We start from the raw sequence: 19,289 nt of genomic DNA, 5'->3' as shown, positions 1-19,289 counted from the left end.
CGAAAAGGCGGGCGGGAGCAAGGCCAAATGGCCCAAAAAAGCCCGATCGCGTGCTATAGCTGGCCCAACAAATTGCCTCGAAAATCGGGACTTGTGATGTCAGAACGCCGCCAGATTACGGACGCCGAGACCAATCCGCTGCTGAAGGCCTGGGTGACGCCGTTTGCGACCCCGCCCTTCGACGAGATCAAGCCCGAACACTTCCTCCCGGCCTTCGAGCAGGCTTTCGCCGACCATTCCGCCGAGATCGCGGCGATCACCAATGATCCGGCTGCGGTCGACTTCGCCAACACCATCACGGCGCTGGAACGTTCGGGCAAGCTGCTCAACAAGGTTGCGGCGGTCTTCTACGACCTGGTCTCGGCGCATTCCAACCCTGCCATCCTGGAGATCGACAAGGAGGTCTCCTTGAGGATGGCGCGGCACTGGAATCCGATCTTGATGAACGCTGTGCTGTTTGGCCGCATCGCCCAGCTGCATGAGAACCGCGCCAGTCTAGGCCTCAACCCGGAGCAGCTCCGCCTCTTGGAGCGCACCTACACCCGCTTCCACCGCGCCGGTGCCGGCCTGTCCGACGAGGCCAAGACGCGCATGGCCGAGATCAACGAGAAGCTGGCCCAGCTCGCGACCGGCTTCAGTCATCATCTGCTCGGCGACGAACAGGACTGGTTCCTCGAACTTGGGGAGGCCGATCGCCAGGGCTTGCCCGAAAGCTTCATCGCCGTCGCCAAGGCTGCGGCAGAAGATCGCGGCATGGCGGGCAAGGCCATCGTGACGCTGTCACGTTCCTCGGCCGAGCCGTTCCTGAAGAGCTCGGCGAGGCGTGACCTGCGCGAGAAGGTCTACAAGGCCTTCACGGCGCGCGGCGACAACGGCAATGCCAACGACAACAACACGGCGATCGGAGAGATCCTGAAGCTGCGCGAGGAGAGCGCCAAGCTGCTGGGCTACCCGACCTTCGCGGCCTACCGTCTCGAAGACTCCATGGCCAAGACTCCCGATGCGGTGCGGGGCCTGCTCGAGCGGGTCTGGAAGCCGGCCCGGGCGCGGGCGCTCGCCGACCGCGACGAGATGCAGGCGCTGATCACGGCGGAGGGCGGCAATTTCAAGCTCGCGCCCTGGGACTGGCGCTTCTACGCCGAAAAGCTCCGCCTTCAGCGCGCCAATTTCGATGACGCGGCGATCAAGCCGTATCTGACGCTCGACCACATGATCGCGGCCGCTTTCGACTGCGCCACCCGCCTGTTCGGCATCACTTTCGAGGAGCGCAAGGATGTGCCGGTCTGGCATCCCGACGTCCGCGTCTGGGAGGTCAAGGGGCCCGACGGCAAGCACAAGGCGCTGTTCTATGGCGACTACTACGCCCGGCCTTCAAAGCGCTCCGGCGCCTGGATGACCTCGCTGCGCGACCAGCAGAAGCTCGACGGCGACACCGCGCCGCTCATTATCAATGTCTGCAACTTTGCCAAGGGTACCGGAAGCGAGCCCTCGCTGCTCTCGCCCGACGACGCCCGCACCCTGTTCCACGAGTTCGGCCACGGCCTGCACGGCATGCTGTCCAACGTGACCTATCCGTCGCTGTCGGGCACCTCCGTGTTCACCGACTTCGTCGAGCTGCCCTCGCAGCTCTACGAACACTGGCAGGAGCGGCCCGAGGTGCTGCAGAAATTCGCTCGTCACTACCAGACCGGCGAGCCCTTGCCCGATGACCTGCTCAATCGCTTCCTTGCCGCGCGAAAATTCAACCAGGGCTTTGCCACCGTCGAGTTCGTGTCCTCGGCCCTGGTCGACCTCGAGTTCCACTCCCAGCCGGCAGCAAACGCGCAGGACGTTCGCGCCTTCGAGAAACGCGAGCTCGAGAAGATCGGCATGCCCGAGGAAATCTCGATGCGGCACCGGCCGACCCAGTTCGGCCATATCTTCTCCGGCGACCATTACGCGGCCGGCTATTACAGCTACATGTGGTCGGAGGTGATGGACGCCGATGCCTTCGGCGCGTTCGAGGAAGCCGGCAACATCTTCGATCCCGCGGTCGCCAAACGCCTGCACGACGACATCTATTCGAGCGGCGGGTCGGTCGATCCGGAGGCGGCCTACGAGGCGTTTCGCGGCCGTCCGCCCGAGCCCGACGCGCTGCTGCGCCGCCGCGGCCTGCTCGACGACGCCAAGGCGGCCTGATCGGCATGCGCGCGCTGTTCGGATCCTTGCTCGCCGCCGCCTTCACGCTCGTAGCGGACGCGGCGAGCGCGCACCCACATGTCTGGATCACCGCGACCAGTGAATTGCTTTACGCCGAGGATGGCAGCGTCACCGGCGTGCGCCACGCCTGGACCTTTGATGACATGTTCTCGGCTTATGCGGTGCAGGGGCTCGAGGCCAAGACCAAGGGCGCCTATACCCGCGAGGAGCTGGGGCCGCTGGCGCAGACCAATGTCGAGTCGCTGAAGGAATATGCCTACTTCACCTTCGCGAAGGCCGACGGCAAGAAGGAGCGCTTCCAGGAGCCGATCGATTATTTCCTCGACTACAAGGACACTGTGCTGACCCTGCACTTCACGCTGCCGCTGAAGGACCCGGTCAAGCCCAGGCAGCTCGTGCTCGAGGTATTCGATCGCTCGTTCTTCATCGACTTCCAGATGGCCAAGAACAATCCGGTCAAGCTGGTCGGCGCACCTTCCGCCTGCCAGATGAAGCTCGACCGTCCCAGCGACGGCACCGCGACCGCGCAGAAGCTCAACGAGCAGACCTTCACGGACGGCCCGAACGCCAATTTCGGCATGATGTTCGCCAACAAGATCACGGTGGATTGCCCTTGAAGCCGCATCGCCCGCCGCTTGGACGCGGGCTCCTCGCCTGCGCCGCCGCGCTCCTCGTCATCGGCGTGACCGATGCCGCGCTTCACGATCTCCTCGCACAAAACCCGTTCGGCGCGCCGAAGTTGGCACCAGCGGCCGAGCCCGAGGCCAGCAGTCTCGTCGGCTGGCTCCTGGCAAAGCAGTCGGAATTCTATCGTCAGATGTCGTCCACCATCCGCGCCGCCAAGTCCGACGGCTCGGCGGTGTGGACGCTGCTCTTCATCTCGTTTGCCTACGGCATCTTCCACGCCGCCGGCCCCGGTCACGGCAAGGCGGTGATCGCCTCCTATCTCGTCGCCAACCGCGAGACTGCCCGGCGCGGCATCGCGCTGTCGTTCGCCTCGGCGCTGATGCAGTCGCTGGTCGCGATTCTGATCGTCGGCATCTCGGCCTGGATTCTGAACGCCACCGCCAGGACCATGTGCAAGGCAGAAGGCGCGATCGAGATCGCGAGCTATGGCCTGATCGCGCTGTTCGGCTTGCGCCTGGTCTGGGCCAAGGGCCTCACCTTCGTCCGCGCGCTCCAGGCGGCGCAGCCGATGCCTGCGGTCGCGGGCGTGGCGCACCACCACCATGATCACAGTCATCATCATGATGCGCAGGATCATCATCACGACCAGGCGCACGCCCATCGCCACCCCGGGCATGACCATGTCCATGACGAGCATCGCGGCCATTCCCATGGGCCCACCCCAAGCGAACTCGCTGGCCCCGGCGGCTGGCGGCGCGGGATCGCTGCGATCCTGACCGTCGGCATTCGCCCATGCTCGGGCGCGATCCTGGTGCTGGTGTTCGCGCTCGCTCAGGGTCTGGTCTGGGCCGGCATCGCCGCGACCTTCCTAATGGGATTGGGCACTGCAATCACGGTCGCCGCCATCGCGGTCCTCGCTGTTTCTGCCAAGGGCGTCGCCGGTCGCCTGAGCGGAGCCGGCGACGGCGGCGGGGCGCTGTTCATGCGTGGCATCGAATTCGGCGCTGCCGCCCTCGTGCTGCTGTTCGGGGCGGGCCTGTTGTTCGGCTACATCGCGGCCGAGCGGACGACCTGTTTTTAGGCACCGCCTTCGTAGCCCGGATGGAGCGAAGCGCAATCCGGGACGGTGCAGCCGCTGAGAGTCCCCGGATTACGCTTCGCTCGGGCTACGGCCTCACCGGCTCACACCGGCAGCAGCCGTTTCAACATCGGCATGAAGAAGATCACCAGATTGATCGCAAAGCCGATGCTCCAGAGGATGGAGCGCAGCGTCGGCCGGTCGCCGAGATAAGTCAGCACATAGGCGATCCGCACGATCACGAACAGCAACGCGAGCTCGTCGATCAGGCGCTGCGGCGAGTCCCGGAACTCGGCGAGCAGCACGGCAAAAGCGAAGAACGGAAAGGTCTCGATCCCGTTCTGGTGCGCGCCGAGCGCGCGCTGGGCGAGGGCGTCCTGATAGAAGGCGGGATCGCGCGGCCGAGAATTGTCGAAGCTGCGAAACCGGATCCATTTGATCGAGACGATCGTCAAGAGAAAGAGCAGCACCGCTCCGAGCACGCACCATTCTGCGAGCGTCATCGTTCCTCCCCCCGCTTCGGGGCGAACCTAGCGAAACCGGCCTCATCTTGACAAGTTCGGAGCAACGCGCCACGCAACTGGTCATGACGACCCTGGCCCCCCTCGCGACCGCAAAACCGGCAACGCCCTCCGCCCAGCCGCGCGTTGGCGTGCTGCTGGTCAATCTCGGCACGCCCGACACCGCCGACGCCCCGGGCGTGCGGGTCTATCTCAAGGAATTCCTGTCGGACGCCCGTGTCATCGAGGATCAGGGCCTGATCTGGCAACTGGTGCTGAACGGCATCATCCTTCGCAGCCGGCCCCGCACCAAGGCGCTCGACTACCAGAAGATCTGGAACAACGAGAAGAACGAGTCGCCGCTGAAGACCATCACGCGCTCGCAAGCAGACAAGCTCGCCGTCGCGCTGTCTGATAGCCCCCACGTCGTGGTGGATTGGGCAATGCGCTACGGCAATCCCTCGATCAAGGCCGGCATCGATGCGCTGGTCGCGAAAGGGTGCGAGCGCATCCTCGCTGTGCCGCTGTATCCGCAATATTCCGCTTCGACCTCGGCGACCGTCTGCGACGAGGTGTTTCGTGTGCTTGCCCGCCTCCGCAATCAGCCGACGCTGCGGGTGACGCCGCCTTACTATCAGGACGAGTCCTATATCGAGGCGCTGGCGACCTCGATCGAGACGCATCTGGCGGCGCTGCCGTTCAAGCCCGAGCTGATCGTTGCCTCCTTCCACGGCATGCCGAAATCCTATGTCGAGAAGGGCGATCCCTATCAGAGCCACTGCATCGCGACGACAGAGGCGCTGCGTCGCCGGCTCGGAATGGATGAAACAAAGCTGCTGCTGACCTTCCAGTCGCGCTTCGGCAATGACGAGTGGCTGCAGCCCTACACCGACAAGACCATGGAGCGCCTTGCCAAAGAAGGCGTGCGCCGCGTCGCGGTGGTGACGCCGGGCTTTTCCGCCGATTGCCTTGAGACGCTGGAGGAGATCGCGCAGGAGAATGCCGAGATCTTCAAGCACAATGGCGGCGAGCAGTTTTCCGCAATCTCCTGTCTCAATGACAGCGATCCCGGCATGGACGTGATCCGCACGCTGGTGCTGCGCGAGCTTCAGGGCTGGATTTGAGGGGCGCTCCATGAACCGCCGCGACTGTCTGGCGCTTCTTGGGACACTCACTGCATGGCCGCTCCCGGTCCTGGCGCAGCAGCCGACTGCGGCGCGCCGGCTTGGCGTGCTCTCGGTCACATCAGCCGATGACGTGATCGGCCGGACCGGCCTGGCCGAGGCGCTGGCCACTCATGGCTGGAAGGAGCGGGACAATCTCGAAATCGACTGGCGGAGTGGCGCCGGGGATCGCGCGCGCGTCGCGCAGTTGGCCGATGACCTGATCGCGCGCAAGCCGGACATCCTGCTTGCGCTCGGCACACCCTCGGTGGAGGAGTTGCGCCGGCGCACCACGACGATCCCGATCGTGTTTGCGGTCGTGACCGATCCCGTCAGCCAGGGCTTTGTCCAGAACCTGGCCCATCCCGGCGGCAACATCACAGGCTTCACCGATTACGACGGCCCGCTCGCCGGCAAATGGCTGGAGATGATGACGCAGGTCACGCCGAAGGTGTCCCGCGTCTTCGTCGTCTACAACCCCGCCACCGCGCCATTCGCGACGCTGATGCTGCGCACGCTGGAGGAGGCTGCGCGGATGCTGCATGTGGCGGTCGAGCCCGCGCCGGTGCACGATGTCGCTTCCATCGCCGCGCTGGCTTCGCGCAAGGACGGCGGCTTCCTGGTGCTGCCGGACTTCTTCGCCATCGCGAATCGCGCGCCGCTGCTGGCGGCGATCGAGCAGGCGCATTTGCCGGCCGTGTTCTGCATCCGCGCCTTTGTCGATGAAGGTGGGTTGATGTCATACAGCACGGACAGCGCCGAGCAGCTCCGCCGAGCCGCCGGCTATATCGATCGTATCCTCAAGGGAGCGCGGCCGGAGGACCTGCCGGTCCAGAACCCCACCAAGTTCGAGCTCGCCATCAATCTGAAGACAGCCAGGGCGCTAGGTGTCACCCTTTCACCGAGCCTGCTCGCAATCGCGAACGACGTCATCGAGTAGGGTGGAATCCTTGACCGCTAGGTCTGCGCCTTCGCGCTTTCAAGAGCCGTTCGCAAATACATAATCGTGGCCGTTCTCCCTCCTCGCGTCTTGTGCAGAATGGCGCCGATACCGACGTGAAAAGCGGCTGCTGAACCGCTAGGGTCTTGATCCCGACCAATGGCAGCGCGGGAAAGGGATTCTTCCCGCCTTGGAGGAAAGATGAGCGGTTTCGATATTTTCGCGATTGTTCTGGTGTTGCTCGTCATCGTCACGCTGATTGCCGGCGTGAAGACGGTGCCGCAGGGTTATGACTGGACCATCGAGCGCTTCGGCAAATACACGCAGACACTGAGCCCCGGCCTTAATCTGATCGTGCCCTATTTCGATCGGGTCGGGCGCAAGATCAACATGATGGAGCAGGTGATCGACATCCCCGAGCAGGAGGTCATCACCAAGGACAACGCCACCGTGACGGTGGACGGCGTCGCCTTCTATCAGGTGTTCGACGCGGCGAAGGCGAGCTATGAGGTCGCCAACCTCAACCAGGCCATCACGGTGCTGACCATGACCAACATCCGTTCGGTGATGGGCTCGATGGATCTCGACCAGGTGTTGTCACATCGCGACGAGATCAACGAACGCCTCTTGCGCGTAGTCGACGCCGCGGTCTCTCCCTGGGGCGTCAAGGTCAACCGCATCGAGATCAAGGACATCGTCCCGCCGGCGGACCTCGTCGAGGCCATGGGCCGTCAGATGAAGGCCGAGCGCGTCAAGCGCGCCGACATTCTCGCCGCGGAAGGCCAGCGCCAGTCCGAAATCCTGCGCGCCGAGGGTGCCAAGCAGGGCCAGATCCTCCAGGCCGAAGGCCGTCGCGAAGCCGCTTTCCGCGACGCCGAGGCGCGCGAGCGTCTCGCTGAAGCCGAGGCCAAGGCAACGCAGGCGGTGTCGGAAGCGATTGCCAAGGGCGATGTCGCCGCGCTGAATTATTTCATTGCGGACAAATACATCAAGGCGTTCGGCCAGTTCGCGGATGCGCCGAACCAGAAGATCATCATGCTGCCGATGGAAGCGACCAGCATGCTCGGTTCGCTCGCCGGCATCGGCGAAATCGCGAAGGCAACGTTTGGCGAAAGTGCTGCGTCCGCGACCGCCGCCGCTCGCCGCACCGCTTCAGTACCGCCGACCGGCCCGACGCCGCCGGCGGTGCCGCCGCGGCAAGGGTAAGGAACGGCGCATGATCTTCGGCTAAGACCATGCGCTCATGCAAAGAGGTCCTGTCATGACGGACATGTTCGTATCGCTCGGCACCTGGAACTGGCTGATCTTCGGCTTCATCCTGATGGCGCTGGAGGTGGTCGTGCCGGGCGTGTTCCTGTTCTGGCTCGGGCTCGCCGCCTTGCTGGTCGGCCTGATCTCATTCGCCGCCGTCATCTCCTGGCAGATCCAACTCGTGATGTTCGCGGTGTTCGCTGCTGCCGCCGTGCCGGTGTGGCGCCGCCTCGCCCGGCCGAAGCCGGATGCCAGCGCCAGTCCCTTCCTCAACAAGCGCACCGAGGCGCTGCTCGGCCGCGAGTTCACGCTGGAGAAGCCGATCATCGACGGCAACGGCACCGTTCGCATCGGCGACACCGTCTGGCGCGTGGCAGGCCCGGATACGCCGGCAGGGACACGTGTGAAGGTGGTGCAGGTAGATGGGGCAAATCTGACGGTCGCGGCAGCGTAGCCTCCGTCATTGCGAGGAGCCCGCGACAAAATTGCAAAGCAATTTTGCGCTGGTGCGACGAAGCAATCCAGGCTGTCTCCGCGGAGGGATTCTGGATTGTTCGCTGCGCTCGCACAGCAATGACGAGGTTGCGGATGTGGTGCCACTGGACTCAGGCGCCGGTTTTGCTGCGCCACCTCTCCGCAAACCGGTGCAGCGGCATGAAGGTCTCGCACAACTCCCGTCCGAGCGGCGTCAGTCCATAACCCCCGCCGTCGCCGAGTTCCACGAAGCCCGCCTCACGCAACTCCGTGAGCCTGGCCTGAAGCACCGTGGGCGAGGCTTCGTCGCAGGCCGTGCGAAGCACGCGCGAGGTGAGGGGGCTTTCGCGCAATTCCCATAATATCCGCAGGCTCCAGCGTCGACCGAGCAGGTCGAGTAGCGTCATGATCGGCCGCCCGGTGCGCGAGCCGCGCACGCGGTGATCGCTTGAGCCTGCCTGTTTCGCCATCGCGACCCTCTTGCGTCTTGCTACGGATAATGTAGCGTAATGCTACAATATTCGTAGCAAGAAAGACACGCATGTCATCCCCGACGCCGCGCATCGCCCCGCTCGCGCCGCCTTATCCCCCGGATATTCAGGCGCAGTTCGACCGCATTATGCGTGGCGCTCCGCCGCTGGCGTTGTTCCGGGTCATGGCCGCCCACACCCGCGCCTGGGACAAGTTTCGCGCCGGCGGGCTTCTTGATCCCGGACCGCTGTCGTTACGCCAGCGTGAGATCGTCATCGACCGTACCTGTGCGCTGAACCAATGCGAGTATGAATGGGGTGTCCATGTCGCGATCTTTGCCGGTCCGGCGAAGCTCACCGGGGATGAGGTCCGCGCGACGGTCGCTGGCAACGAGACGTCGCCCTGCTGGTCGCGGGCCGAGCAGGCCCTGATCGCGGCTGTGGACGCGCTGCATCACCGGGCGACCCTCACCGACGCCGAGTTCGCCGGGCTGTCGGCGCATTACGACGAGGAGCAGATTCTGGAGATCATGCTGCTGTGCGGTTTCTATCGCACGGTGTCCTATCTGGCGAACGGGCTGAAGCTGCCGCTGGAGGAAAGGGCGGCGCGGTTTCCGGCGTAATTGTCGTTCCGGCGCGCGCGAAGCGCGAGCCCGGAATCCATCGGACCGCAACCTCGGACATGAATGGATACCGTGCTAGCGCCAAGCGGCGCGCCCCGGAATGACGAGAAGACAGAGCGCGCGTTTACGCCACACCCGCCCGCAAGAGATCGTGCAGGTGCACGATGCCGACCACCTTGTTCGCCTCGGTCACCAGCAACGTCGTGATCTTGCGCGTGTTCAGCACCTCGATCATCTCGGTCGCGAGCATCGAGGGCGGCACCGTCTTCGGTTGCCTCGTCATGATGTCGTCCACCACCGCCATCAGCAAATCGGGCCGCATGTGGCGACGCAGATCGCCGTCGGTGATGATGCCGACGGCCTCGTTCGCATCATTGACGATGCAGACGCAGCCAAGTCCCTTTTCGGACATCTCGACGACTGCGTCCGACATCTCGGTGCCGAGCGGCTTCACCGGAATCTCATTGCCGGTGCGCATGTAATCGCGGACGAATTTGAGCATCGCGCCGAGCTTGCCGCCCGGATGGAAGTGGGCAAATTCCAGCGCCGTGAAACCGCGGCCTTCGAGCAGCGCGATGGCGATCGCGTCGCCGATCGCGACCTGCATCATGGTCGAGGTGGTCGGTGCCAGATTGTGGGGGCAGGCTTCGCGCGCCTTCGGCAGTTCGATCACGATGTCGGCGGCCTGGCCCAGCGACGACGCCGCATTCGACGTCACCGCGATCATCGGGATCGCAAAGCGGGCGGAGTAGTTCACGAGTGTCTTCATCTCCGGCTGCTCGCCGGACCAGGACAGCGCCATGATGACGTCGTCCGTGGTGATCATGCCGAGGTCGCCATGCGCAGCTTCGGCGGTGTGGACGAAAAACGCCGGCGTACCTGTCGAGGCCAGGGTCGCCGCGATCTTGCGCGCCATGTGGCCGGACTTGCCGAGGCCGGTGACGATGACGCGGCCCTTGGCGTTGCGGATCAGATCGATCGCTTTCGCAAACGCCTCGCCGAGCGGGCCGCGCAGGGCGGCCGCGAGCGCGTTGATGCCGCCGCTCTCCGTCTCGAGCGTGCGGAGCGCGGATTCAACGCTGGCAGGGGTGGGGCCGGATGATTGGGTCATCAGCGGTTTCGAACTCGGCATGTTCACGTCCAGGGGAGGAGGGGCGTCAGCCCGTTGGCCGCCTGCTTAGCACGCCTTCGCCCGCGAGGCGACGCGGGCTCCAAGACCCTCAACGGGTCATTAACCATAATTGTTTTAACTCCATTAACGATGGTTCCCGCGAGCCGATGGGGACAATCGTGAAAGTATTTGATTTCGTTGGAGTTATTCCATCGTGGGGTCGCCTCCAGGCAGGGGCCGGAGCAGCTGCGCGTTAGCTTTCCGCGCCGCTTTGCCATGCCTGTTGCTGACCGCGCTGGAAAGCGGCCCGGTGGCCGCCCAGAGCCTCACGCCCGACTTGTTCAATCCCAGCCGCGGCGGCTTTGTCTCGCCCGACGCGCTGCCGATGCGCCGCACAGCCGCTGTGCCGCAGGCGCCCTCGGACGCGGTCCCGCAGCCGCCGGATCCCAACGACGACCCGCGCAAGAAAAGCGATGCGCCCGCGCCGACGCGCGTCGGCCAAGTGCCGACCTATGGGCTGCCTCCCGCCAATGGCGCCAGCGGCTCGGGTTACGATTCGCTCAATCGCAAGCGCCAGCAGCCAAAACTCTATCCGGGCCAGCCGAAGCCCAGGAAGCCCGCAGGGCCGGGCTCGCCGGTGCCGTCGGCAGCGCCGACACTGTCGCCTCTGGGCGCGCCGCGCATCGCACCGCCACCATCGGAGACCGCGCACAAGGCACCAGTAGCACCGGCGATGGCGGGCACCGTGCCCGGCCAGCCGCAGCGCCGCCGCCTCAAGGCCGATGACGATGCGTTCGGCGCGGTCGGCGATTACGCCGGCAGCTTCCTGATCAGGGGCGGCCTCGAGCTCTCCGCCGGCTACGACACCAATCCTGCGCGTCTGCAAAAGCCGGTCGGCTCGCCGGTCTATGTCGTCGCGCCTGATCTTCTTGTGATGTCGGACTGGGAGCGCCACGCCCTGGTCGCCGATCTGCGCGGCTCGTTCTCGGGCTATACCAACAATATGCCTGAAACCATCGACGGCCTTGCCTCGCCATCACCGGTCGAGATCAATCGTCCCGACTTCACCGGCCATATCGACGGCCGTTTCGACGTCGATCGCGACCTCAAGCTGACCTCGCAATTGCGCCTGCGGCTTGCCACGGACAATCCCGGCAGCCCGAACGTACAGGCCGGGCTGCAGAAATATCCTGTTTACGCCACCTACGGCACCACCGTCGGCTTCGACCAGACCTTCAACCGCTTCCAGGTCGCAGCGGGCGCCACCTTCGACCGAACCGCGTACACCGATTCAAAACTCACTGACGGATCGATCTTCAGCAACAACGATCGCGACTTCAACCAGTATGGCGGCGTCGGGCGCTTCTCCTACGAGCTCAAGCCGGGGCTTAAGCCGTTCGTCGAGATCGAAGGCGACAACCGCGTTCACGACCAGACTGCCGATCGCAACGGCTATTTGCGCGATTCATCGGGCGGCTATGCCAAGGTCGGCTCGTCCTTCGAGTTCTCGCGCATCCTTACCGGCGAGGTCTCGGTCGGCTATTCCGCGCGCACCTATGTCGATCCGCGCCTGAGCCAGCTGTCGGGCTTCCTGACCTCGGGCTCGCTGATCTGGAACGCCAGCGGGCTGACGACGGTGAAATTCAACACCGACACGCAGATCGCGGAAACCACCATCCCGGGCTCCTCCGGCGTGCTGGTGCACACTTACGCGGCCGAAGTCGATCACGACTTCCGCCGCTGGCTCACCGCGATCGGCAAGTTCACCTACGGCACCTACGACTATCAGAACCAGGGCCGCAACGATAAAACCTACTCGCTCGAAGGCAATCTGATCTACAAGCTCAACCGCAACGTCTGGATCAAGGGTACGCTGCGGCATGACATCCTGGATTCGAACCAGCCGGGCTCGAGCTCGCAGGGCACGGTGGTGATGTTGGGCGTGAGGCTGCAGAATTAACGCAGGGGCGTGAGCGCGCCGGATTTGACGCCCAGCTGTCACTCCGCTGTCATGCCCCGGCTTGACCGGGGCATCCAGTACGCCGGGCTTCTCGGTGGATGACAGCCTGTCTCTGGAATACTGAATCGCCCGCTTTCGCGGGCGATGACATCTATTGTAAATCTGGACGCGGAGCGAGGATCTACCGCGGCAGATCCGTCTTCCCCATCAGGAACGTGTCGATCGAGCGGGCGCACAGCCGCCCCTCGCGGATGGCCCAGACCACCAGCGACTGGCCGCGGCGCATGTCGCCGGCGGAGAACACGTTCGGACGCGAGGTCTGGTAGTCCAGCGTATTGGCCTTGACGTTGCCGCGCGGGTCGAGCTCGACCGCGAGCTGCTTGAGCAGACCCTCGTGCACGGGATGGACGAAGCCCATCGCGAGCAGGACCAGCTCTGCATCGAGTTCGAACTCGGTGCCTTCGATCGGCTTGAACTTGTCGTCGACGTGCACGCAGTGCAGCTTCTTGACCTTGCCGTTCTCGCCCGAAAACTTCTGCGTCAGCACGGCGAATTCGCGGACCGCGCCTTCGGCCTGGCTGGACGAGGTGCGCATCTTCAGGGGCCAGTTCGGCCAGGTCAGGCCCTTGTTCTCGCGCTCGGGCGGGGCGGGCATGATCTCGAGCTGGGTCACGGAGAGCGCGCCCTGGCGCAGCGAGGTGCCGATGCAGTCCGAGCCGGTGTCGCCGCCGCCGATGACGACGACATGCTTGCCGCCGGCCAGGATGTCCCTAATGCCGTTCAGCGGCTCCTCGGAGACGCGGCGGTTCTGCTGAGGCAGGAAGTCCATCGCGTAGTGGATGCCCTCGAGCTCGCGGCCGGGGATCGGGAGGTCGCGCGGCGCTTCGGCGCCGCCGGTCAGTGCGATGGCGTCGTACTGGTTGAGCATCTCGCGCGGATCGACATTGCCACTGGCGCCGACATGGCTGTTGTAATGGAAGGTGACGCCCTCGCCTTCCATCTGCTCGACGCGGCGGTCGATGACGCCCTTCTCCATCTTGAAATCGGGGATGCCGTAACGCAGCAAGCCGCCGGCCTTGGCGTACTTCTCGTAGACATGCACGTCATGGCCGGCGCGGGCGAGCTGCTGCGCGCAGGCCATGCCGGCCGGACCGGATCCGATCACGGCGACCTTCTTGCCGGTCTTCACGGCCGCGACTTCAGGCTTCAGCCAGCCGTTGTCCCAGGCGCGATCGACGATCGCGCACTCGATCGTCTTGATGGTGACCGGGTTGTCGTCGATGTTGAGCGTGCAGGACGCTTCGCACGGCGCGGGACAGATGCGGCCGGTGAATTCAGGGAAGTTGTTGGTCGAGTGCAGGTTGCGCGAGGCTTCTTCCCAATTGCCCTGATAGACGAGGTCGTTCCAGTCGGGGATCTGGTTGTTGACGGGGCAGCCGGGCGTGCCAGGCGCGACTGACCCGGTGCCGTGGCAATAGGGAATGCCGCAATTCATGCAGCGCGCGGCCTGGTCCCGCACTTCCTTCTCGGAGAGCGGAATGACGAACTCGTTGTAATGCTTCACGCGCTCGGCGACCGGGGTGTACTTGCGGTCGTGCCGTTCGATTTCGAGAAAACCCGTGATCTTGCCCATTAAAGCTCGAAGTCCCTGCCGCTTAAGTTCGCTCTGTTTCTTTCTCCTCATCCCGAGGAGCGGCGCGCTCTTCGCGCCGCGCCTCGAAGGATGAAGGCCCGGATGGTGACCTCATGGTTCGAGACGGCGCTGCGCGCCTCCTCACCATGAGGGCTTCTTCTTACGCCCCGATCGCGATTTTCGGCTCGGCGTCCGCGTTCCTGGCGGCCATCTCGCGCAGCGCGCGCCGGTACTCGACCGGCATTACCTTGCGGAATTTGGGCAGCCATTCCTTCCAATTGGCGAGGATCTCGACGGCGCGCTTGGAGCCGGTCGCCTTCGCGTGGCGCGTGATCAGGACGTGCAGCCGCTCGACGTCGGAGTCGAGCAGGTTGTTGAATACGTCGACCCGGCCATGCGCCTCGAGGTCACCGGACTGGTGATAGGTGCTTTCGGCGATCATCTCCTCCGAGAGCACCGGCTCGAGCTCGACCATGCTGAGGTTGCACAGCTTGTCGAAGTCGCCGGACTCGTCGAGCACATAGGCGATGCCGCCGGACATGCCGGCCGCGAAGTTGCGCCCGGTCTTGCCGAGCACGACCACGATGCCGCCGGTCATGTATTCGCAGCAATGATCGCCCGCGCCTTCAACGACAGCGACCGCGCCCGAGTTGCGCACGGCGAAGCGTTCGCCGGCGACGCCGCGGAAGTAGCACTCGCCCTGGATCGCACCATACATCACGGTGTTGCCGACGATGATGCTCTCTTCCGGCACGATGCCGCTGTTCGCCGGCGGCTTGACGATGATCTTGCCGCCCGAGAGGCCCTTGCCGACGTAGTCGTTGCCTTCGCCTTCGAGCTCGAAGGTGACGCCGTTGGCGAGCCACGCGCCGAAGGCCTGGCCCGCGGTGCCCTTGAGGCTGACATGGATCGTGTCATGCGGCAGGCCGGCATGGCCGTAGATCTTGGCGACCGCGCCCGACAGCATCGCGCCGGCAGAGCGGTTAGTGCTGTTGATCGCGGCTTCGATCTTCACCGGCGCGCCGCGATCGAGCGCGGGCTTTGCCTTCTCGATCAGCGTGCGATCGAGCACCGCCTCCAGATGATGGTTCTGGCGCTCGGAGTGATAGATCTTCTGGCCCTTCTCTTCCTTCTGCTTGACGAACAGTTTCGAGAAATCGAGGCCCTTGGCCTTCCAATGCGCGACCAGCTTGGTCTGGTCGAGCAGCTGAACCTGGCCGACCATCTCGTTGAAGGTGCGGAAGCCGAGCGAAGCCATGATCTCGCGGACTTCCTCAGCGACGAAGAAGAAGTAGTTGATCACGTGCTCGGGCTGGCCGGTGAAGCGCTTGCGCAGGACGGGGTCCTGCGTGGCGACCCCGACCGGGCAGGTATTGAGATGGCACTTGCGCATCATGATGCAGCCGGCCGCGATCAGCGGCGCGGTGGCGAAGCCGAACTCGTCGGCGCCGAGCAGCGCACCGATCACAACGTCACGGCCGGTGCGGAAGCCGCCGTCGACCTGAACCACGATGCGGCTGCGCAGCCGCTCGCGTACCAGGGTCTGGTGGGTTTCGGCGAGGCCGATCTCCCAGGGCGAGCCGGCATGCTTGATCGAGGTCAGCGGCGAAGCGCCGGTGCCGCCCTCGAAGCCCGCGATGGTGACGTGGTCGGCGCGCGCCTTGGCGACGCCCGCGGCGACGGTGCCGACGCCGATCTCGGAGACGAGTTTGACCGAGACGTCGCCCGTCGGGTTGACGTTCTTGAGGTCGTAGATGAGTTGCGCCAGATCCTCGATCGAGTAGATGTCGTGGTGCGGCGGCGGCGAGATCAGGCCGACGCCCGGGGTCGAGTGCCGGACCTTGGCGATGGTCGCGTCGACCTTGTGGCCGGGCAGCTGGCCGCCTTCGCCGGGCTTGGCACCCTGTGCCATCTTGATCTGCATCATATCGGAGTTGACGAGATACTCCGTGGTGACGCCGAAGCGGCCCGAGGCGACCTGCTTGATCGCCGAACGCATCGAATCGCCGTTCGGCATCGGCTTGAAGCGGTCGGCTTCCTCGCCGCCTTCGCCGGTGTTCGACTTGCCGCCGATCCGGTTCATGGCGATCGCGAGCGTCGTGTGCGCCTCGCGCGAGATCGAGCCGAAGCTCATCGCGCCGGTCGCGAAGCGCTTGACGATCTCCTTGGCCGGCTCGACCTGCTCGAGCGGGATCGACTTGCGCTTCTCTTCCTCCGCGTTCTTGATCCGGAACAGGCCGCGCAGCGTCAGCAGGCGCTCCGACTGCTCGTTGAGGATCTTCGCGAAGGCGCGATAGCGCTCCTGCGAATTGCCGCGCGCGGCGTGCTGGAGCAGCGACACCGACTCGGCCGTCCAGGCATGGTCCTCGCCGCGGCTGCGATAGGCATATTCGCCGCCGACATCGAGCGCGCTCTTGTAGACCAGCGCCTCTCCGAACGCGTCCGCATGACGGCGCACGGCCTCTTCCGCGATCTCGGCAAGACCAACGCCTTCGACGCGGGTATGCGTGCCGGCGAAGAATTTTGCGACGAAATCGGCCTTGAGGCCGACCGCGTCGAAGATCTGCGCGCCGCAATAGGACTGGTAGGTGGAGATGCCCATCTTGGACATCACCTTCAAAAGGCCCTTGCCGATCGACTTGATGTAGCGCTTGACGATCTCATAGTCGTCGAGCGAGCCGGGCAGGCGGTCCTTCATCGCGATGATGGTCTCGAACGCCAGGTAAGGATTGATCGCTTCGGCGCCGTAACCGGCGAGGCAGGCGAAGTGATGCACTTCGCGCGGCTCGCCGGATTCGACGACGAGACCGACCGAGGTGCGCAGGCCCGTGCGGATCAGGTGATGATGCACGGCGGCGCAAGCCAGCAGCGACGGAATCGGAACCCGGTCGGCACCGACCATGCGGTCGGACAGGATGATGATATTGACGCCCTCGCGCACGGCGCTTTCAGCGCGCGCGCAGAGCTCGTCGAGCACCTGGTCCATGCCGGCCGCACCGAGACCGGCGTGGAAGGTGGTGTCGAGCGTGCGCGATTTGAAGTGCGTGTCGGCCACGTCGGAGATCGAGCGGATCTTTTCGAGATCGGCGTCGGTCAGGATCGGTTGGCGCGCTTCCAGGCGCTTGGTGGTGGCCATGCCCTGAAGGTCGAACAGGTTCGGCCGCGGTCCGATGATGGAGACGAGGCTCATCACCAGCTCCTCGCGGATCGGGTCGATCGGCGGGTTGGTCACCTGCGCGAAGTTCTGCTTGAAGTAGGTGAACAGCGGCTTGGCCTTGTCCGACAGCGCCGAGATCGGCGTGTCGTTGCCCATCGAGCCCGCGGCTTCCTCGCCGGTGGCCGCCATCGGCGTCATCAGGATCGCGATGTCTTCCTGGCTGTAGCCGAACGCCTGCTGGCGATCGAGCAGCGACAGGTTCGAGCGCACGCCGGTTGTTGGAACCTTCGGCAGCTCTTCCAGCACGATCTGTGTCCGCTCCAGCCACTCCTTGTAGGGATGGCTTCTGGCGAGCTCAGCCTTGATCTCGTCATCCGGAATCAGGCGGCCTTGTTCGAGGTCGACCAGCAGCATTTTGCCGGGCTGCAGGCGCCACTTGGTGATGATCTGGTCCTCGGGGATCGTCAGCACGCCCATTTCGGACGCCATCACGATGCGGTCGTCCTTGGTCACGAGATAGCGCGCCGGCCGCAAGCCGTTGCGATCGAGCGTGGCGCCGATCTGGCGGCCGTCGGTAAAGGCGATCGCGGCGGGGCCGTCCCACGGCTCCATCAGCGCGGCGTGATATTCGTAGAAGGCGCGGCGCTTCTCATCCATCAGGGGATTGCCGGCCCACGCCTCCGGAATCATCATCATGACGGCGTGCGGCAGCGAGTAGCCGCCCTGCACCAGGAATTCGAGCGCGTTGTCGAAGCAGGCGGTGTCCGACTGTCCTTCGTAGGAGATCGGCCAGAGCCGGCTGATGTCCTTGCCGTAGAGCTCGGAGCTCACCGAGGCCTGGCGCGCCGCCATCCAGTTGGTGTTGCCGCGCAGCGTGTTGATCTCGCCGTTATGCGCGATCATGCGGTACGGATGCGCCAACGACCACGCCGGGAAGGTGTTGGTCGAGAAGCGCTGATGAACCAGCGCGAGCGCGCTTTCGAAGTCCTTCTCGTGCAAATCGGGATAGTACTTGCCGAGCTGGTCGGCGAGGAACATGCCCTTGTAGATCACGGTGCGGCAGGACATCGAGCACGGATAGTAGCCCGCAAGTCCGCGGTCGCGGCGCTGGTAGATCGCCTGCGAAATCGACTTGCGCAGGATGTAGAGCCGGCGCTCGAACTCGTCGTCGCTCTTGGCGGTGCCGTTGCGGCCGATGAACACCTGCATGCAGGCGGGCTCGGTCGGCTTCACGGTGACGCCGAGCGAGGAATTGTCCGTCGGCACGTCGCGCCAGCCGAGCAGGGTCAGGCCTTCCGCCTTGATCTGGTCGGCGATGATGCTCTTGATGACGTTGCGCCAGGCGGTATCGCGCGGCATGAACAGTGCGCCGATGGCGTATTCGCCGGGCGCGGGCAGCGCGAAGCCGAGCTCCTTGGCCTTGCGGCTGAAGAAGGGGTGCGGGATCTGCACCAGGATGCCGGCGCCATCACCGGCGCGCGGGTCGGCGCCGACGGCGCCGCGATGCTCGAGGTTGCAGAGGATGCTCAGCGCATCCGAGACGATCGCGTGCGACTTGTTGCCCTTGATGTTGGCGATGAAGCCGACGCCGCAGGAGTCCTTTTCCAGGCTCGGATCGTAGAGGCCTTCGGCTTTGGGGCGCGAATTGTGCTCCTGGATCGGATCGGTCGATTTCGAGGCGACCGTCGCCGACAGCTCTTCTGCCACGATGTTTGCGCGCTCGAATTGCGACCCGTTCATGTTCCAATCCTCTCCATGCGGCAAGCTGCCTCACCGCCATCTTCGGCGCACCTTGGGCGTTCCGCGGCACCCGCCTCTGGGTCACCGCTCGTCCGCTGCGAGCCGCATTTTCTTAAATTCAGGCCAAGGCGTTCTTCGTCCCCGAGAACGGCTTTGCCTGTTGCCTTATTGGTGCTCGAAAGCACCGGTTTTCGCTGCAATCCCTATGCCGGAACCGCAAGCAAAATTGAGACAGCTTTCCTGTCCTAACCATCACCTTGCCAAATTTTTGTCTAGCACACAAGCGCGCGGAAGTCCCGATTCCCGATAAGTCAATCAATCGCTTTCCGAAAGTTGCGCGGCCCCGGTTTAGAAGCAAACGCG

At 64.6% G+C, this 19,289-nt stretch carries 14 protein-coding genes; 9 read left to right on the top strand and 5 right to left on the bottom strand.

Features of this window, described 5'->3' with window-relative positions:
- Positions 1-96: 96 nt before the first annotated feature.
- From XH88_RS12010 to XH88_RS12000, 3 genes are read left to right on the top strand one after another with little or no spacing between them, the layout of a single operon-like run.
- Positions 97-2,178 carry a M3 family metallopeptidase gene (locus XH88_RS12010; protein ID WP_271615573.1) on the top strand — a complete coding sequence of 694 codons (2,082 nt, stop codon included), beginning with the start codon at positions 97-99 and terminating at the stop codon, positions 2,176-2,178.
- Positions 2,178-2,816 carry a DUF1007 family protein gene (locus XH88_RS12005; protein WP_271669046.1) on the top strand — a complete coding sequence of 213 codons (639 nt, stop codon included), beginning with the start codon at positions 2,178-2,180 and terminating at the stop codon, positions 2,814-2,816. Before XH88_RS12010 ends, XH88_RS12005 begins: the two co-directional genes overlap by 1 nt.
- Complete coding sequence (locus XH88_RS12000; protein ID WP_271615572.1) at positions 2,813-3,907, top strand: nickel/cobalt transporter; 1,095 nt, start codon at positions 2,813-2,815, stop codon at positions 3,905-3,907. The genes XH88_RS12005 and XH88_RS12000 overlap by 4 nt, the downstream gene beginning before the upstream one ends.
- A gap of 101 nt (positions 3,908-4,008) precedes the next feature.
- Here the strand turns inward: XH88_RS12000 and XH88_RS11995 are convergent, their stop codons facing one another.
- Positions 4,009-4,407 carry an MAPEG family protein gene (locus tag XH88_RS11995; protein WP_271615571.1) on the bottom strand — a complete coding sequence of 133 codons (399 nt, stop codon included), beginning with the start codon at positions 4,405-4,407 and terminating at the stop codon, positions 4,009-4,011.
- 83 nt (positions 4,408-4,490) lie between these two features.
- On the opposite strand from XH88_RS11995, the gene hemH reads away from it, so the two are divergent.
- The 4 genes from hemH to XH88_RS11975 all read left to right on the top strand — a co-directional run bounded on the left by hemH (position 4,491) and on the right by XH88_RS11975 (position 8,212).
- A complete protein-coding gene (hemH, locus tag XH88_RS11990; protein ID WP_271615570.1) occupies positions 4,491-5,528 on the top strand; it encodes a ferrochelatase in 1,038 nt (345 codons plus the stop codon).
- Positions 5,529-5,538: 10 nt separating this feature from the next.
- Positions 5,539-6,507 carry an ABC transporter substrate-binding protein gene (locus XH88_RS11985; RefSeq protein WP_271615569.1) on the top strand — a complete coding sequence of 323 codons (969 nt, stop codon included), beginning with the start codon at positions 5,539-5,541 and terminating at the stop codon, positions 6,505-6,507.
- Between the two features lie 201 nt (positions 6,508-6,708).
- Positions 6,709-7,713 (top strand): SPFH domain-containing protein, encoded by a 1,005-nt coding sequence (locus XH88_RS11980; RefSeq protein WP_271615568.1) that lies wholly within the window; start codon positions 6,709-6,711, stop codon positions 7,711-7,713.
- 55 nt (positions 7,714-7,768) lie between these two features.
- On the top strand, positions 7,769-8,212 hold the full coding sequence (locus XH88_RS11975; protein WP_271615567.1) for an NfeD family protein: 444 nt from the start codon (positions 7,769-7,771) through the stop codon (positions 8,210-8,212).
- 151 nt (positions 8,213-8,363) lie between these two features.
- Here the strand turns inward: XH88_RS11975 and XH88_RS11970 are convergent, their stop codons facing one another.
- Positions 8,364-8,702 carry a winged helix-turn-helix transcriptional regulator gene (locus tag XH88_RS11970; protein WP_271615566.1) on the bottom strand — a complete coding sequence of 113 codons (339 nt, stop codon included), beginning with the start codon at positions 8,700-8,702 and terminating at the stop codon, positions 8,364-8,366.
- A 71-nt stretch (positions 8,703-8,773) separates the two neighbouring features.
- Between XH88_RS11970 and XH88_RS11965 the strand changes: the two genes are divergently transcribed.
- A complete protein-coding gene (locus tag XH88_RS11965) occupies positions 8,774-9,325 on the top strand; it encodes a carboxymuconolactone decarboxylase family protein (protein WP_271615565.1) in 552 nt (183 codons plus the stop codon).
- A 124-nt stretch (positions 9,326-9,449) separates the two neighbouring features.
- On the opposite strand, the gene XH88_RS11960 is transcribed toward XH88_RS11965, so the two are convergent.
- Positions 9,450-10,457, bottom strand: a complete 1,008-nt coding sequence (locus XH88_RS11960; protein ID WP_271615564.1) for a KpsF/GutQ family sugar-phosphate isomerase — start codon at positions 10,455-10,457, stop codon at positions 9,450-9,452.
- 193 nt (positions 10,458-10,650) lie between these two features.
- On the opposite strand from XH88_RS11960, the gene XH88_RS11955 reads away from it, so the two are divergent.
- A complete protein-coding gene (locus XH88_RS11955) occupies positions 10,651-12,396 on the top strand; it encodes an outer membrane beta-barrel protein (protein WP_271615563.1) in 1,746 nt (581 codons plus the stop codon).
- A gap of 181 nt (positions 12,397-12,577) precedes the next feature.
- On the opposite strand, the gene XH88_RS11950 is transcribed toward XH88_RS11955, so the two are convergent.
- Complete coding sequence (locus tag XH88_RS11950) at positions 12,578-14,029, bottom strand: glutamate synthase subunit beta (RefSeq protein WP_271615562.1); 1,452 nt, start codon at positions 14,027-14,029, stop codon at positions 12,578-12,580.
- A 160-nt stretch (positions 14,030-14,189) separates the two neighbouring features.
- A complete protein-coding gene (gene gltB / locus XH88_RS11945) occupies positions 14,190-18,926 on the bottom strand; it encodes a glutamate synthase large subunit (RefSeq protein WP_271615561.1) in 4,737 nt (1,578 codons plus the stop codon).
- Positions 18,927-19,289: the final 363 nt, after the last annotated feature.

Source organism: Bradyrhizobium sp. CCBAU 51627, assembly GCF_028128765.1.
GTDB lineage: Bacteria > Pseudomonadota > Alphaproteobacteria > Rhizobiales > Xanthobacteraceae > Bradyrhizobium.
The sequence above is the reverse complement of the archived record's forward strand: the minus strand, read 5'-3'. Positions and strand labels throughout refer to the sequence as shown.

Bases quoted from the DNA above. Each gene is read 5' to 3' on its own strand.
- XH88_RS11975 (WP_271615567.1), top strand. From the start codon at position 7,769: ATGACGGACATGTTCGTATCGCTCGGCACCTGGAACTGGCTGATCTTC.
- XH88_RS12010 (WP_271615573.1), top strand. From the start codon at position 97: ATGTCAGAACGCCGCCAGATTACGGACGCCGAGACCAATCCGCTGCTG.
- hemH (WP_271615570.1), top strand. From the start codon at position 4,491: ATGACGACCCTGGCCCCCCTCGCGACCGCAAAACCGGCAACGCCCTCC.
- XH88_RS11965 (WP_271615565.1), top strand. From the start codon at position 8,774: ATGTCATCCCCGACGCCGCGCATCGCCCCGCTCGCGCCGCCTTATCCC.
- XH88_RS11980 (WP_271615568.1), top strand. From the start codon at position 6,709: ATGAGCGGTTTCGATATTTTCGCGATTGTTCTGGTGTTGCTCGTCATC.
- XH88_RS11970 (WP_271615566.1), bottom strand. From the start codon at position 8,702: ATGGCGAAACAGGCAGGCTCAAGCGATCACCGCGTGCGCGGCTCGCGC.
- XH88_RS11950 (WP_271615562.1), bottom strand. From the start codon at position 14,029: ATGGGCAAGATCACGGGTTTTCTCGAAATCGAACGGCACGACCGCAAG.
- XH88_RS11960 (WP_271615564.1), bottom strand. From the start codon at position 10,457: ATGCCGAGTTCGAAACCGCTGATGACCCAATCATCCGGCCCCACCCCT.
- XH88_RS11985 (WP_271615569.1), top strand. From the start codon at position 5,539: ATGAACCGCCGCGACTGTCTGGCGCTTCTTGGGACACTCACTGCATGG.
- gltB (WP_271615561.1), bottom strand. From the start codon at position 18,926: ATGAACGGGTCGCAATTCGAGCGCGCAAACATCGTGGCAGAAGAGCTG.
- XH88_RS11995 (WP_271615571.1), bottom strand. From the start codon at position 4,407: ATGACGCTCGCAGAATGGTGCGTGCTCGGAGCGGTGCTGCTCTTTCTC.